The organism is Acinetobacter calcoaceticus DSM 30006 = CIP 81.8, from assembly GCF_000368965.1.
GTDB classification, from domain to species: Bacteria; Pseudomonadota; Gammaproteobacteria; order Pseudomonadales; family Moraxellaceae; genus Acinetobacter; species Acinetobacter calcoaceticus.
This window is the reverse complement of record NZ_KB849780.1, coordinates 1,602,321-1,618,774: the sequence shown is the minus strand read 5'-3', so window position 1 is coordinate 1,618,774 and position 16,454 is coordinate 1,602,321. Positions and strand designations below refer to the sequence as shown.

Genomic DNA, 16,454 nt, shown 5'->3' with positions numbered 1-16,454 from the left:
ATAATAATGATGTCCAATAAAATATTTCAAATTTTAGATAGTTTAGGTTTGGTTGCACAGAATCGTGTACTTCATGTGCAATTTTCCAACCCATCATTAAACAATCAAGTCTTCTTGCAACGCATTGAAGGCGAACATACGCTTAATCAGGGCAGCGTTGCTGAGCTACTGTGTCTGTCGACGAACGCACACATCGCATTAAAACAATTTATTGGCTGTCAGATTGCTGTCGATCAGGTCACTGACATGGGCCAGTTCTTTAGAACAACAGGCATTATTACTGAAGCGAGCCAAGGTCAAAGCGACGGCTCACTGACCATTTATAACCTCACCTTAAAAGACCCAACTGCACTTTGGCATAAACGTCGTAATAGCCGCGTGTTTATGAATAAAAGCGTTCGTGATATTAGCGAAATTCTGTTTAAAGAATGGCAGGGTAAAAGCCCGCTATTTGCCTCAAGCTTAACGCTCGATACGGCTGGGTTAACTAAAGACTACGATGTGCGTCCATTTGTGATGCAGTCAAACGAAAGCGACTATGACTTTTTAACCCGTTTGTGGCGTAGCGAAGGCATTAACTGGTTGGTTGATGAATCACAGCTTTTAGTAGCCGACCCGAATGCGTCCATTCAGCCACAAGTACTGCGTTTAATTGACGATAACCAAAATTATCAGGCTCTTGAGCGCCGTAGCCTACGTTACCAACGCAGCAGTGCCACAGAACAGTTCGATACTATTACCCAAGTCAAAGCTGAGCGTCGTTTACAGCCAACGTCTGTTCATGTGCAACGTTGGCAAGCCGACGCCTTACAACAAGAAGAAGGCAGTGGCAGCGTACAGGGCACGCAGCAACATAGTGAACACTATGATAATGCCAGCCTAAACCTTGAAGATGCATGGCATGTTAGCCCCGCGTGGATGCAGGACTTAAAAGGCGAAGACCAAGCCACCGCCTCAGGCAATAACCAGATTGAACAACTGAACCAGCATATTAATGCTTACCATCACTTTAGCTCTAAACAGTTTACCGTTTCAGGGAACGTTCGTGATGCACAGGTGGGTTACTGGTTTGAACTCAATGACCACCCTGAACTTGATCGCCACGACAGTGCTGATAAAGAATTTTTAATCTTAAGCAAACACTACTATAACCAGAATAATTTACCGAAAGAATTACAACAGCAACTTGAGCGACTATTACCAAAAGACAAGCTCAAGGCAGCCCAACTCGACACGCAAAATCCTGAGCAGCGCCACTATGCTGAACTGAATGTCGTTCGACGCAACATTAAAGCTGTGCCTGAATATAGCCCGCTAGAACACCGACCAGCAGCTCACCCGCAGCGTGCTAGAGTGGTGGGGTTGGAAGGCGAAAGCATTCATGTCGATCAATGGGGACGCATTAAAGTCCGTTTCCTGTTTACCCGAACTGACGACCATAGCCATGATGGTGGAGCGGGAAGTAACGAAAATGACACCGACTCAGCTTGGGTAGATGTACTCACCCCGTGGGCAGGCGCGGGCTATGGCGCACGCTTCTTGCCACGCGTGGGCGAGATCGTGGTCATCGACTTTTTTGACGGCAATATTGACCGCCCGTTTGTGGTGGGGCGCATTCACGAAGCTGAACGTCACCCAACCCAGTTTGACCAGAAAGGCCAGCTACCTGACACCAAAAAACTGAGTGGCATTCGCTCAGAAGAAGTTGATGGTAAGGGCTTTAACCAGCTACGTTTTGATGACACCACGGGACAAATCAGTGCGCAGTTGCAAAGCAGCCATGCGGCAAGCCAATTAAACCTCGGTAACTTAAGCCATCCAAAAGACAAAGCCGAAAGTGACGGTCGTGGTGAAGGCTTTGAACTCAGAACTGACCAGTGGGGTGCGGTAAGAGCTGGCAGTGGTTTACTTGTTAGCACCCACAAACAAGACCAAGCCCAAGGTGTACATCTAGACGCAAACGAGGCCAAACAACAAATCGAAGGCGGCCTCAACAATGCCAAGGCACTCAGTGAAGTTGCTAAAAACCAGCAAACTGATCCATTGGAAGTGCTTGAGAACTTAAAAACCTTCATAGAGCAAATTGAAGAAAAAGATCAAGACAAAGCTGCTGCTTTTAAGCAAGCCTTGATGATATTAACTGCACCTAACAGTATTGCTCTAGCCAGTAATGAAGACATTCACTTAAGCGCAGATGCTCAGTTAAGCCAAACTGCTGGAGACAGCATTAACCTGACTACACAAAAGAGCCTGATTGCGCATGCCCAAAATAAAATCAGCCTTTTTGCGGCTCAAGAAGGGGCAAGACTGTATGCAGGCAAAGGTAAAGTCGAGATTCAAGCGCAAGGTGATGGGGCAGATTTAATTGCCCGTAAAGCTGTGCAGATTATTTCTACAGAAGACAAAATTGAAATTAGTGCTTCTAAAGAAATTGTTATCACAGCGGGTGGATCTCAAATCAAGATTAATGGCTCGGGAATTTTCCCTGTCACTGGTGGTAAGTTTGAGGTGAAGGCTGGGCAACATTTGTTTATGGGGGGAGGGAGTGTATCTCCGCAGTTGCCAGCTTTACCAGCAGTAGGAAAAAATACTGGTTCAATAGAGCTTAATTATGTTTATGAAGATTTATCTCCCGTAAAACAAGCAACATATGAACTTTTATTTGAAGATGGCACCAGTAAAAAAGGGGTATTGGATGCAAATGGTTACGTTAAAATTGACAATATCGAGTTAGGGAAGAAAGCCAAAGTTTTATATGGCGAAGACATTAGAGTTAAACCAGAACATTTTATAGAGCTTTTGAAAAATCCTATTGCTGAGCAAAAAATACGTACTGAAGTAGATGTGATATCTGCAAGAGCATCTTTCTCTGACACATACAATGCTTATCTAAAAGATAATTTTTTTGATGATGAAATTGAAGAAATGCAAAATAACAGCGAAATCATACATGACTATTATGATGATTATATTTTAGAAAATGAAATTACACCTGAGACAAAATCATATAAAGAGATGCATTCGAAAGATTTAACAGATGACGAAGCTGAATCTGAGCGTAATTATCAAGAAGGTGATATTTAATGGCGACTTTACCTTCTGTACCGGCAAAAGCAACCAAACAACCGGTAACACAAAGAGTAACACCTCAGCAGTTGAAAAAAGCAGATGACGATGTGGGTAAGTGGTTTTTAGGTCTACTAGACGGGAGTGGTACAGGGCCTAGTCAAATTATTGTTACAGCAATTTTAGGATGCGTTCCTGTCGTAGGACAATTATTTGATTTACGTGATTTAATTAAGGGGATTATTTTAGTAGCTACAAATCCGGCCAATATAATGGGATGGGTAGATTTAGTCATTACTTTAATTGGATGCATTCCCGGATTTGGAGATGCATTTAAAGCAGGCTTTAAGCTTGCAAGAAATGGTGCAAATGCAGAGCGTGTATTTGATGCTATGCGTAAATATGCCAAAATAGATCCTAAAAAAGCATTAAAAGAAATGGATTGGAATCGACTTAAAAACGAATGCCTTTCCTTACTTAATAAAATGATTGATGAATTTGTAGATGTGTTAGATTCTTGGTTAGCAAAACAAGTAATGGGTAGGCCTAAAGTAAACGAAGTAATTCGTATGCTTCAACAAGTAAAAAAAGATGCTCCAAAATACATGAATTCTGCGTTTGCGGAAATTCAAAAAACAGTTAATCAAATGCTGAATATGCATCCACCACTACCGAGTACAGCAGCAGCTAAAACCACACGTCAAGTTTCGCCTAGACAGACAACAGTTGCAGGGAAAGGAAAAGCCTCATCTCAACAACCCTCAAGTCATCAACGGGGTGGAGCACAGCAGCAAGTAAAAGATAAGGCTCCGACTGTTCAGAGTTCTGCTGCTAATAAAACAAAACGTAGTCAAGAAATTAGGCAATCGAAAAAAAAGCGTTGGTCTACAGGTGTGCCTGCTGAGCATATTGTGGATTACTATTCAAAAGAAAAGCGAAAAGGTTTACGTAAAATTAATGATAATGGACGTTTAATAGAAGAACATGATCGTTTAAAGCGTAATGCAATGGGTGACCGAATACGTAAACAAGATATTAACCAAACTGGTATAGATCATTTGTGGTTTGGAAGTCATAAAGGTCGTAAATATTTGGTTGGTGAAACAAAGGGAAGTATTTTTGGTCATTTTGCTTTTTTAGCGGGAATGGCAGATTCTGATGCTAAAGCAATTGAAGGTAATCGAAGCGAGATTGGTAAAATTTTTGATCCTAAGACTGAATACAATGAACAGTCAGGGTTAGGTAAAAGATCAACTAGTGCGGAGACCTCTATAAAAAATGAAGGGGCTCTAACGGGCAGTCAAGGGAAAGCCGGGCTAAGTGGAACTAAGTCTAAAGGTCGTCAGATGAGTCATAAATGGATTAACTCATCAATAATTGTTGATGCATCGATATCAGTGGGTTATAAAAATCAATTTATTCTTGAATATCGTAGTGCTCAGAGGTTAAGAAAGCCTATTACGTTATACTGTCGTGAAATTTATATGGTAACAGGTAAACAATATGAGCAACATGATCGATCTAAAGGTAAAACCCATAATATTCAGCAGCCTATAATTTTATTACCCGATAATGTTTTGATGGAATAATACTTAAATGATTACCTTATTGAATGAGAAAGACTGGAAAAATTTAAGAAGAGAACCTTATCAGAAATATAAGGATTATCAGATGGTTGCTTCCTCTGCAATTGATGGCATTCCGGAGACTATGAGGTCCATAAATGATGATAGCTTATCTGTAGAGGGGTATCATTTTAGTGGTTTAATGAATGCCTCAAGTCTTTTGTTTAAAGAAAGCTTAGAGCTTATTTTTTATAGTTATTCTGCTGGTTCATCTATAAAAGAGTTAGCTAATTATTTTCCAAATATTATTGAATATTTGAAACTTTATGTTAAACACCATATCAATTTTCATCAAAGTTCAGAAAGTGATGGGCATTTAGTACCACATTTAGAATTGGTAACAGATGAATATTGGGAAGCTTTACAGTTAGTTTGTTTCTCTATTTTATTTGCTCAACCTGAGCATTTAAAAACAATTATGGAAATTCTGGCTTATGAAAATGATGAGCAAGATGCATTACTGGATAAGCTAGTTTCTCCATGGTTACCAGATCGGGAAATCTCGGGAGTGTATTTAAGACAACTTCCGTATAGAAAGCTTGAAAAAGTATTTACGGCGGATGAAACTGACCGTCCTGTTCTGATGTCGGCTTATATGGATGAGTGGTATGGTGCAAGCAAAAGAGAACCTTATCATGATCGTCATAAGAGTAGTTTTTTCCCAGGCTATTGGTCGCTAGAAGCAGCAGCTATGACGGTCATTTTGCGAATAGATGACAGTAGTTATCGAGATAAACCATACTATCCAAAAGACTTGGTTGATTATGCTCGAAGCCAGTATACAGTTCTAGATGAACATGGAAATATAGAGGGAGAAGCTAACCGTTTACGTTGTGAAGCTGGGCAGCCTTGTCTACAATCCGGCGAATGGTATAGTCCAGCCAATGACATGCAAAAGCGTCATTTTAATCAAGGCGAAATTATGCCTGAAATTAAAGATAACACTTGGGGTGAAACCATTTGGTATTTAGATATAGAAAATCAATAATATTTTTATCTCTTTAATTCATTCTATTAGTATAAGAGGCCTATCCATTTGATAGGCTTTTTCATGTCTGGAACCATGTATATGATGAATTAAATAATCGAACTACAACCATACGACCAGATGGACAGAGAATAGATTGACTGACATATGGTCGTGGGCATGTCTATGGCATGGCATTAAATGGTGAAGATGTTGTTAGCTTTGAGTGCGATGATTTACATAGAGAGACATTACGACACTATGCAAATGGTCTTAGTCAGCAACAACGTTATGATGAAGTCGGACGTTTAACTCAGTAATTATTGTTGAATGGGCCTGACAAAGGCTATCAGGCTCAAATTCAAAATAAATTTCTTGGAATACTAATAACCTTTAAAAATGAATTAATAGCGTAAGTTGTTAATTCACTTTTATATATTTATCACGGATATCATTTTCGACCATTCTTGTATTCATATGGTTAAGTTTTTCTTTACAAAATAGACAGATGTGTCTGTATTTTGTAAAATAATGCCAATCCTGACAAAATTTTCATAAAAAGATGTTATCTCATATACATAGAATTCTAGAAAATTTGGGTATTAGTTCGCAAAAACGCGTGCTTCATATTCAGTTTTCTAATCCATCGTTGAATACACAAGTCTTTTTACAAAGTATTGAAGGGCAGCATCAGTTAAATGAAGGGCTGGCTGTCGATCTATTTTGTCTTTCTACGAATGCCCATATTTCATTAAAACAATTTATTGGTTGTCAGGTTGCAGTCGATCAGGTAACTGATCAGGGGCAATTATTTAGAACTAGCGGAATTATTACTGAAGCCAGTCAGGGGCAGAGTGATGGTTCATTGACACTGTATAAACTGAGATTACAAGACCCGACCACACTATGGCATAAACGCCGAAATAGCCGTGTGTTTATGAGTAAAAGTGTACGGGATATCACTGAAATTCTATTTACAGAATGGCAGAACAAAAGCCCATTGTTCGCGTCTAGCTTAACTTTAGATTTAAAAAGTTTAACTGAAAACTACGATATTCGACCTTTTGTTATGCAAAGTAATGAAACGGATTATGATTTTTTAACCCGACTTTGGCGTAGTGAAGGCATTAACTGGTTAATTGATGAAGCTCAGTTGTTTGCCACTGATAGCTCGGATGAGATTCAACCGCAAAAATTACGTTTAATTGATAATAATGAATCATATTTAGTATTAGACCGAAGAAATATCCGTTATCACCGTAGTAGCGCAGTTGAACAACAAGACAGTATGACGAGCCTCGTGCCAACTCGAAACTTGCAATCTACAGCCGTGCATGTGCAACGCTGGCAGGCTGATGCCTTAAGTCAAGAAGAAGGCATGGGGAGTGTTCAGTCAAAGCATAGTCATAGTGCTAATCAGGATAATGCAAGTTTAAGTCTAGAGCAGGCATGGCACATGAGTCCTGCTTGGATGCAAGATTTAAACGGTGAAGATCAAGCCACCGCATCGAGTCACCAGCAGCTAGAAAAACTCAACCAAAATCTATCCGATTATTATGCATCTCAATCGAAATACTTCCGTGCACAAACCACAGTACGTGATGCGCAGGTTGGTTATTGGTTTGAACTCAATGAACATCCAGAAATAGATACGCATAGCGGGTCAGACAAAGAGTTTCTTATTATTGGCAAAAGCTTCTATTTGCAAAATAATTTGCCTAAAGATTTGCAACAACAAATCAATCAACTTTTTAGTCAAAGCCAATGGCAAAACAATCAATCAGGGCTAAATGACAAGACTGAGCGTCAAGGTAATGAACTCATTTTGTCGCGTAGAAATATTAAAACTGTTCCTGAGTATCATCCGTTAGAGCACCGACCAGCAGCTTACCCACAGCGCGCTAGAGTGGTGGGCTTGGAAGGCGAAAGTATCCATGTTGACCAATGGGGACGCATTAAAGTCCGTTTTCTGTTTACTAGAGCTGACGACCATAGTCATGACGGTGGAGCAGGCAGTAACGACAATGATACCGACTCAGCTTGGGTAGATGTACTAACCCTATGGGCAGGCGTAAGTTATGGAGCACGCTTCTTGCCACGTGTGGGTGAGATTGTGGTGATCGACTTCTTTGACGGCAATATTGACCGTCCATTTGTGGTGGGCCGCATTCACGAAGCTGAACGTCACCCAACCCAGTTTGACCAGAAAGGCCAGTTACCCGACACCAAAAAGCTCAGCGGCATTCGCTCAGAAGAAGTCGATGGTAAGGGCTTTAACCAGCTACGTTTTGATGACACCACAGGGCAAATCAGTGCCCAGCTCCAAAGTAGTCATGCTGTCAGTCAGCTCAACCTCGGTAACTTAAGCCATCCAAAAGAAAGCGCGACAAGTGATGGCCGAGGTGAAGGTTTCGAACTCAGAACTGATCAGTGGGGTGTAGTAAGAGCAGGCAGTGGCTTACTTATGAGCACTCATGAACAGGACCAAGCTCAAGGCGTACACCTTGATGCAGCCGACGCCAAACAACAAATTGAAGGTGGCCTCAATAATGCCAAGGCACTCAGCGAAGTTGCCAAAAATCAGCAAACTGATCCACTAGATGTGATTGAAAATATTCAGGCATTTATTGAAGTCCTCCAACAAGAAGACCCAAAAAAGGCTGCAGAGTTCCAATCAGCGGTGATGCTGTTGGCATCTCCAAAAAGTATCGCTGTGAGCAGTAATGAGGACATCTATGTTAGTGCAGATGGTCAGCTTACTCAAAGTGCAGGTGATAGCATTAATATCAGTACACAAAAGAATATAGTGGCTCATGCAAGTCAAAAAATAAGTCTATTTGCAGCCCAAGAAGGCGCTCGCCTTTTTGCTGGTCAAGGTAAAGTAGAAATTCAGGCACAAGGTGATGGCTTAGATGTCATTGCTCGAAAGGGTGTGCAAATTACTTCAACTGAAGACACGGTTTTTATTACTAGCCCAACTGAAATTAATCTGACTGCAAATGGATCTCAAGTAAAGCTGAATGGTTCAGGCATTTTCCCTGTTACGGGCGGTAAGCTTGAGGTGAAAGCAGGGCAACATTTGTTTATGGGAGGGGGCTCGATAAATCCACCTGCGCTTGATTTACCAGACTGTTCTGCGAAGCAGGCTCAAGCCGCTCAGAATGGTTCGGCTAAGGTAGATTTATCATGAGTTTGTCGATTTCTAATACAACCCAATATGAAGATTTAAAAGATATTACTTCTAAAATTGAAGAACAGTGTATCCAAATTCTGAATGAATATGGTCAGATCATTTTTTTATTAGATACTACATTGAATGATTCTATTTTTAACGGTGTAATAGATAATTTATCAAACAAAAATATTGCATATATCCCTTTAGCGCATAAAAAAGAAATTGCAAAATCAAACCTCTTTTTTATTTGTATTGATGATAAAAAAGTATTTGAGCAGGTTAAAGAAGATTTATTGCAAAATCTATCGAGAAATAAAAATATTACGAATGATTGCTATTTTGTTCATGGGTTTGGCGTGGCGAAGACACGCTCACTTGAGGAATTACGAGACCAGATAAAAACTAAATTAGTAATTTCTGATCAAGATAAAAAAATTCTTTTCCGTTGGTATGATCCTAGAGTCCTGATCTACTTGGATGAGATTTTTAAAACAGAATATGTAGATGGCTTATTAAATGGCTTTAAACAATGGCATTTTTTGCATCCAAAAGGTCTATTTGGCTTTAAGTCTTACGATGAATCGCAATCAATCTTGAATCTAACAAAAGTGAACCTTGAGCAATCTATAGATTTAGATTTAATTGAAATTGCTAATAATGTATTTCAACAATTAAATGAATTTGAACAAGTTGATCTAATAAAAATTCATCCAGTTGAAATCCATCAAAATCTTAAAGAGGCTTACCATGATTATGGTATTCAAAATCATTTAGATTTAGTCACATATGGTTTGTACAGCCAAATTATACATAAAAATTTCATACAGCATCCTGTGGTAACCAATGTGCTCTACGACCATTGTGTAATGAATGAAATGTCTTTTACAGATGCTATGGATTATGTAACGAAAGACTTATATGAACAGATAGCTAAAGAATTGAATGGATAAAAAGATGACAGAAAATCAAAAAATGATATTGGGTAAGTCAAAATCAAATAATTCATTTAATGAAATTATTGCTCAGCAAAAACAGAAGCAGGGTAAAATTCCTGTTATGGGAAAAACCGCACCAGTGGGTGATATGCGTAACCCAACAGTTGCTAAAAATATTAATAAGAAGATTGAAGAAAGTGAAATTGCAAAGTCAGCAAAACAGTCAACAGCTGCAAATATGCAAAATAGTAGTGCGGGGCAAGCCCAGAAAGAATGTTCAAATTTTTGTCGTAGAAAAGGCTTTAATATTTTGCCTTTAAGGTACACGGTTGTTAAAGATAATCCACCTGCTTTACCTGCAACATTAGGTAAAAATGTTAAAGATATTCAGTTAAGCCATCTCAAATATGCGGTTGAGATGATTGATACTGGGTATATCTATCGCTTAGTTAAAAGAACATCTGGGGCATTGGAATGGGCTGGGTATAAAGTTACCCCAAATGGACATTTGTCTTATTTCCCTGTGGGTAAAGAAGCACCTAAAAGTGTTCCAGAGTTCGCATGTAAAGGAGCAGGTCATAGTTTTAATTCATCTGTGATAGCTGTAGAAAGTAATCCTAAAGATGAGGCGAAGATTGCATATATTATTCATACGCATGTGCCTATGAGTAAGGCCAAAATATCCGAGTATGAAAAAAATGCTGATAAGTTTGTAACAGAAGGAAAATGGCAGAAAATTTTAATTAATGGTGGAAGTGCACAAGATCATTGTATTGCTGCAAGCCAATTTAAAACTACGGTTTATAATCTAAACAGTTTTGGTAAAAACCGTATCGATGCAACATTAAACAAGTTCAAAGATGAGTCTAAATCGCTTGCTTGTATGGCTTTATATGATCCTGTAGGAATTACAAGAAAATTAAATACATTGCGTAATTCAGAATTTAAAAAAGTAATGGATTTTTTAGCAAAAAAAGAAGGGGATTTTACAAATGAGCATCGTTTACATAGTTCTCAATGTATTGATAGTATTAAAATTTGTTTAGAAAATAGATTGTTAAATGAACGTAGCCAATTGAGCACTCAGGTAACCAAAAGTCAAGTATTAATGGGTTTGTGGGATGAACTACCAAAGAACTTAACAGATGCTGATGATATTAATTATGAGTTAGAAAAAATATATAAAAGAAAATCAAAAGAAGAACAAGAAAGGCTATTAAAAAAAGCTCAAGAGAAGCAAACGGCAAATAAAGGTATTTATACTGAAGATATGGGTAAATTAAGTAGGAGGGACGGAGAACAGATTTGGATTCAAAAATATAAGCCAAATTTGGATATGGTGGCTAAATCAAATTTTGATAAAAAAATTAATGTATTAATTCAAGAATGTCTAGTTGGAGCAAGAGCCATAGGAGATGATCATATTAAATGGTTATTGTCTAAAGCTGTAATAAATGCCCTTCATGCTTATGATGAGCAAGTGCAAGTTCCATATGGAAATATTTTTTATGTTCATGCGATGGATATGATTAATGGGATGAGTGGGGTGCAGAGTGGACAAGCATTACTTGAAACTTGGTTAGGTGTAGAAAAAATTGCCAAAGAAAATATTTACATGAGGGCAATTTGTTATAACCAAGAAAGTTTAAAAAATAAATATAATGCAGCAGCACCAAGTATTATCGATATTTCTTGGGATGATGGACAAAATGCCGCTAAAACTGCGATTGCAGCATTTGTTGCCGCAGATAAAGCTTGGCAAGAATGGGCGGCAGATAAAACCAATAACGGTTATATGTTACATGGACAAAAATTTAGCCTATTAAAAACATTTTACTGGATGTCTGAGCTGACCCAAAGTGCAGTGAAGTGGAGTATGAAATATACGCCAGGTTCAGAATTTGCAAAAAAACTTGGGCGCTTAACGTTTTATACTTTTGCCCATAGTGGGGCATTGGTTGAGCATGTTGCAAAGAACTCTCTGTATTATCTTATTCCAGTTCAAACTTTAACGGGTCGGATTAAGCTGACACCTGAAATGGTTCAAAATAATTGGAAGAAATATTCTTCGCCTGCAACAAATCCGAGTAAAACCGCTAGTCAAATTGATCGAATTATTGCTAATAGTTCGCCAAGTGCGAGTTTACGCGTGGCGGGTGTGGTAGCTATTTTTGAACTGATTAATTTTGGAACACAAATTTCTAAGTTTAATATCGATCCATCAGTAGATAATACTTTGTCATATATGTCAGGCATGATGGCAACAACAGCTGCTATTTTAGAAGTGGGTAGTAGCTCAATGGAAAAGTTTTCTTTTGCAGAACGTGCTGCCTATATTGCTAGGACTGGCGCATATTTCGCGATTGCAGGTGCAATATTTTCCTTAATAATTGATGTGAAGGGTTTCATAAAATCAAAAAAAGAAAGTAATCCTTATGCTATAGCTTTAAGCAGTTTAAAAGCTTTGAATTCATTATTTACTTTTGGTGTAGGTTTTAATGCGCTATTAAACTTGCCTTTAATGAGAAATAGCTCGCTTTATTATTCTATTGACCGTTATGTTCTGGGGCGAGCATTTTTGGGTGTAAGTGCTATAAAAGTTGGTGCTATCTTAAGTATTGTAGGTATTGGTTTAGTAGGGTTAGAAATCTATTTAAAAAATTATGTTTTGGATAATGCAATGCAAGACTGGTGTCAAAAATGTGCATTCAAGCTAAAAAAGGAAAATGGTGAAGATGCTTTTAAAGATGTTAAAGAAGAAGAAAAAGAGTTTAATAATGCTGTGGTGAGTGTCTAAATGGAAAATTTAAAATTAAACCTTAAGTTGGTTAAAGGCCCAATACATTCTTTAGAAAAAGCAAAGTCTAAAATTCCAGTTAAACAGAATATTGGTGGAATTGCGGCTGGAACTGCTTTTGCAGGTGTACTCGCGGAAAGTAGTTCTCTGCTTACCAGTGCACCTATATTGGTAATGGCCGCTAAGGCTAAGGATGGTATAACTTTTATAGGTGAAATAGATGGATATCCAGTAATAGGGCAATTTACGACAACACGTTTTGAAGAAAATGATGAGTTGATTGCTGTAATTAGCGAAAAACCTGTGAATGGGCGTCATCAAGTTTATGCAATCCTCGACCCGAAGTCTGGCTTATTATATATGATTTATGAGATGGGCCGTTCAGTAAAAATGGGCTATAATGCTATTATTAAGCAGATATTCTATTTTTCTTTAATTTCATGGATTATTATTTCTTTTATAATTGTACTCTTTTTTATATTTGATTTTTCCTATAACTGGGATTCTGTTATCAATTTAATTTCTTCAATTTTAATAATATTAGTTACATCAATTTTATTTTCGACTTTTGTTAATTATTTTGCTTTTCGTAAATCCTATAAAAATTTCGGGGAGTTATCGGAGCAGATTTTTGAAAAATTAGGTTTTGAAAATCCTAAAGAGCAAGATTTTTATAATGATTTTTTAACTGATGATGGTGTTCAGATTAGTGTAATGAAATATAGAAAAAATTTAAAAGGTAATGATCCTTACTCTCAAGATTATTTTAGTAAAAATACAACAAGCGAATAGTAGTGGAACTTAAATTAAACCTTAAGCTAGTTAAAGGCCCAATACATTCTTTAGAAAAAGCCAAGTCCAAAATACCTGTAAATCAAAATGTGAGTGGGATCGCAGCTGGAACTGCTTTTGCAGGTGTACTCGCGGAAAGTAGTTCGCTGCTTACCAGCGCTCCTATACTAGTAATGGCAGGTAAAGCTAAAGATGGCATCACCTTTACGGGGGAAATAGAAGAACATTCTTTACTAGGGCAATTTACGACGGTTCGTTTTGAAGAAAATGATGAACTGATAGCTGTAATTAGTGACAGCCCTGTTGATGGACGTTATCAGGTTTATGCGATTCTTGATCCTAAATCTGGTTTGCTTTATATGATCTATGAAATGGGTCGTTCAGTAAAAAAGGGCTATAAAGCGATTATTATGCAAACGTATTATTTCACCCTAATTTGTTGGGGAGGGATGTCAATAATGCTTTTACTTTTTTACATTTTTGATTTCAATTACTCTTGGGACTCTTTTCTATATTTAATAATGTGGATACTTATAAGTATTTTTATCTGTATTCCATTGATGGCTTTTGTAAATTATTTTGGTTATAGAAAATCGTATGAGAATTTTGGTACATTATCTGAACAAATATTTGAAAAATTAGGTTTTGAAGATCCTAAAGAGCAGGATTTTTATAATGATTATTTAATTAATGATGGAATCAACATCAGTGTTATGGATTATAGAAAAAATTTAAAAGGTAAAGACCCTTATCCAGAAGATTATTTTGATAAGAAAAATTTTTGAAGTAAAAGGTTGCTTTATGAAGCTTAGATTGTTTGTCATTACTTTAATATTAGTAACATCTGCATGCAGTCAACAGAAAGAAGAATACACTCACGGAACTTTGACTAAAGATTATAAAGATGTGTCTGAATACAAGTCTAAACATGATCTGGAAAAGGCCACAAAAGCAAATGATGCAGATGCTATCTTTGTATTGGCCTCTATGTATGCCAGAGGCGAAGGTGAAAAATTTGATCAAAAGAAAGCATTGGAACTATTTGAGAAATCTGCACAACTAGGCTCCTCAAATGCCATGCTTCAATTAGGTCTGATTTATCGAAATGGCAATGAAGCTGTAAAAAAAGATGATCAAAAAGCTTTAATGTGGTTTGAAGACGGAGCTAAAAAGGGAAACCCTTCCGCAATTCACAATGTTGGGTTGGCATATTACAAAGGTTTAAATGTAAAACAGGATAGAGCAAAAGCTTTTAAATATTTTATTCGATCTGCTGAATTAGGACTCATACAGTCCCAGACGGTAGTTGCTGCTCAATTATATATAGGTGATGGAGTTGAGAAGGACATCAAAACATCTTTTAAATGGTTATTAAAAGCTGCTGAACAGGGAGATCTTGAATCACAAAACAATGTGGGCTTGGCTTATGAGCGAGGTGAGGGTGTAGAGCAAGATCCGCTTCAAGCACTTGTCTGGTTTAAGCGTGCGGCTGATCATGGACATGCGTTAGCGCAATATAATACTGCTCTTAAATATTATAATGGTGCAGGTATGAAACAAAATTTAGATGAGTCAATACGATATGCAGAAATGGCTGTACGCAATGGAAATTCATCAGCCAAGGCGTTGTTATATGATATTTACGCAGAAAGCAGTAGCTTAAAATATAATCCTGAGAAAGCTAATTATTGGAAGTCTAAAATATAAATTTATACTTAAATAAAAATTCTTTTGAGTGAAAGGCCTTTTTCCCTTTATCTAAACTTAAAAAACTCGCAATATTCTTTAAAACTATAACGCCAAATAGTTTATTTTCTTGATATTGAGTGTAGTTTTGAGCCACCCGAGAACTTGACCTTAAAGTAAAAATAGTTACTCATAAATCTATGAGTTTTATTGATTCTACTTGCTCTCACAAAGTTAAATAAAAAAGATACTAAATAGACAGATTAGTCTTGACAAGTTTTATGGTTTTTTGTAGCGCACTTTTTTACTTTAAGTTTTGATGGTTTGTTCGTAACCAAATAGAAGCGTCTTGTAGTTAATATAAACTTAAATATTGTTAAGCAAATGTTTCAAAAAAACTAAATGAATGATATTTAAATAAATTTTTCATTCAGTTTTTATTTTTATTTATTTGATTAAAATCAATTACTTATTTTTAATTACAAAAAATAACAATATTATATTTTTATAAGAATAACTTTATTAAGCTATATTTTATAACCATCTCAACTATTTACTTTTAGTTTAAGTTGATATGATTTTTATATAAAATATGTTTGTTTATATGATAAACTGCGCATAAATTTTTTGAATATAAGGTTTATAGTCTGATTTTTTAATGTTTTCTCAATATTAACTTTTCAGTAAAGCCTTGAATAAATAAGAAAACAGAGGAATGAAAGTTGTGTTGAAACGAAGTATTTTGATACTTTTTCTGACTGGAAACATTATCGGTCTATCAGGTGCTCAAGCAGCAGAACTAGAGCCTGTAAAACTTAAAAAAAGTTGTATTAAAAAGAATCCGTTAGCAGAAGGCCAAAATGATCCTGAGCTATTGAATATTTTTAAGCAAGTTTGTGATAGTGATAATACGACTCAAAAAAATGATTTATTAGCTAAAGCAGCCATGCGCTTTTATCAAACCAATCAACCAGTTAAGGCTGTGAATTTGGCTAGTCAATTGCAAAGTCAAAATATACGCGGTTCATTAATAACAGATGTTTTATTTTTATCTGGTGTAAGCATTGCAAATAACTCATTGCAGCAAATGCGAAGTCAGGAAATGCGTTATTTAAGCAATGATGTAACTTACCCACCCGCTAAACAGTTAATTGAAAATATTCATACTTCAATGCCTGCACCTGATACTTCAAATGTTAGGGCTGCAACAGAAGGTGGTTCAGTTGATAACGAACGAAGAAGTTATAAAAAACAAACTGTAACACGTAACAGAGTTACTACTTCCAGAACAGCAAATAAACGAGTAGTAACTCCAGCAAAAGCAACTGCGGTTAAACAAAAAACTGCCCCTGTAGCCAATGTTAATAAATCAAAAAGTTCGCCTTTTGACCCTTTAATTAAATAATCAGGA

Annotated in this window: 10 protein-coding genes and 1 pseudogene; all 11 read left to right on the top strand. The window is 36.9% G+C overall.

Annotated elements, in window-relative coordinates:
• Positions 1-6 precede the first annotated feature (6 nt).
• A complete protein-coding gene (locus tag F936_RS12565) occupies positions 7-3,084 on the top strand; it encodes a DUF2345 domain-containing protein (RefSeq protein WP_005047779.1) in 3,078 nt (1,025 codons plus the stop codon).
• On the top strand, positions 3,084-4,655 hold the full coding sequence (locus F936_RS12560; RefSeq protein ID WP_005047777.1) for a hypothetical protein: 1,572 nt from the start codon (positions 3,084-3,086) through the stop codon (positions 4,653-4,655). The genes F936_RS12565 and F936_RS12560 overlap by 1 nt, the downstream gene beginning before the upstream one ends.
• A 7-nt stretch (positions 4,656-4,662) precedes the next feature.
• The gene (locus F936_RS12555; protein ID WP_005047776.1) at positions 4,663-5,679 is read left to right on the top strand and encodes a PoNe immunity protein domain-containing protein; all 1,017 of its coding nucleotides are present in this window, start codon (positions 4,663-4,665) and stop codon (positions 5,677-5,679) included.
• Positions 5,680-5,744: 65 nt separating this feature from the next.
• Positions 5,745-6,068, top strand: a pseudogene (locus tag F936_RS18900) (hypothetical protein); the annotation flags it as partial.
• Between the two features lie 152 nt (positions 6,069-6,220).
• A complete protein-coding gene (locus tag F936_RS12550; protein WP_005047774.1) occupies positions 6,221-8,848 on the top strand; it encodes a type VI secretion system Vgr family protein in 2,628 nt (875 codons plus the stop codon).
• Positions 8,845-9,783, top strand: a complete 939-nt coding sequence (locus F936_RS12545; protein WP_005047772.1) for a hypothetical protein — start codon at positions 8,845-8,847, stop codon at positions 9,781-9,783. The genes F936_RS12550 and F936_RS12545 overlap by 4 nt, the downstream gene beginning before the upstream one ends.
• 4 nt (positions 9,784-9,787) lie before the next feature.
• Positions 9,788-12,565, top strand: a complete 2,778-nt coding sequence (locus F936_RS12540; protein WP_005047771.1) for a T6SS effector BTH_I2691 family protein — start codon at positions 9,788-9,790, stop codon at positions 12,563-12,565.
• On the top strand, positions 12,566-13,357 hold the full coding sequence (locus F936_RS12535; RefSeq protein WP_005047769.1) for a putative type VI secretion system effector: 792 nt from the start codon (positions 12,566-12,568) through the stop codon (positions 13,355-13,357).
• A gap of 2 nt (positions 13,358-13,359) precedes the next feature.
• On the top strand, positions 13,360-14,142 hold the full coding sequence (locus tag F936_RS12530; RefSeq protein ID WP_005047767.1) for a putative type VI secretion system effector: 783 nt from the start codon (positions 13,360-13,362) through the stop codon (positions 14,140-14,142).
• Positions 14,143-14,158: 16 nt separating this feature from the next.
• A complete protein-coding gene (locus tag F936_RS12525; RefSeq protein ID WP_005047765.1) occupies positions 14,159-15,064 on the top strand; it encodes a tetratricopeptide repeat protein in 906 nt (301 codons plus the stop codon).
• 694 nt (positions 15,065-15,758) lie between these two features.
• Complete coding sequence (locus F936_RS12520) at positions 15,759-16,448, top strand: hypothetical protein (protein ID WP_016801976.1); 690 nt, start codon at positions 15,759-15,761, stop codon at positions 16,446-16,448.
• Positions 16,449-16,454 lie beyond the last annotated feature (6 nt).

Bases quoted from the DNA above. Each gene is read 5' to 3' on its own strand.
- F936_RS12565 (WP_005047779.1), top strand. From the start codon at position 7: ATGATGTCCAATAAAATATTTCAAATTTTAGATAGTTTAGGTTTGGTT.
- F936_RS12555 (WP_005047776.1), top strand. From the start codon at position 4,663: ATGATTACCTTATTGAATGAGAAAGACTGGAAAAATTTAAGAAGAGAA.
- F936_RS12560 (WP_005047777.1), top strand. From the start codon at position 3,084: ATGGCGACTTTACCTTCTGTACCGGCAAAAGCAACCAAACAACCGGTA.
- F936_RS12540 (WP_005047771.1), top strand. From the start codon at position 9,788: ATGACAGAAAATCAAAAAATGATATTGGGTAAGTCAAAATCAAATAAT.
- F936_RS12525 (WP_005047765.1), top strand. From the start codon at position 14,159: ATGAAGCTTAGATTGTTTGTCATTACTTTAATATTAGTAACATCTGCA.
- F936_RS12545 (WP_005047772.1), top strand. From the start codon at position 8,845: ATGAGTTTGTCGATTTCTAATACAACCCAATATGAAGATTTAAAAGAT.
- F936_RS12550 (WP_005047774.1), top strand. From the start codon at position 6,221: ATGTTATCTCATATACATAGAATTCTAGAAAATTTGGGTATTAGTTCG.
- F936_RS12520 (WP_016801976.1), top strand. From the start codon at position 15,759: ATGAAAGTTGTGTTGAAACGAAGTATTTTGATACTTTTTCTGACTGGA.
- F936_RS12535 (WP_005047769.1), top strand. From the start codon at position 12,566: ATGGAAAATTTAAAATTAAACCTTAAGTTGGTTAAAGGCCCAATACAT.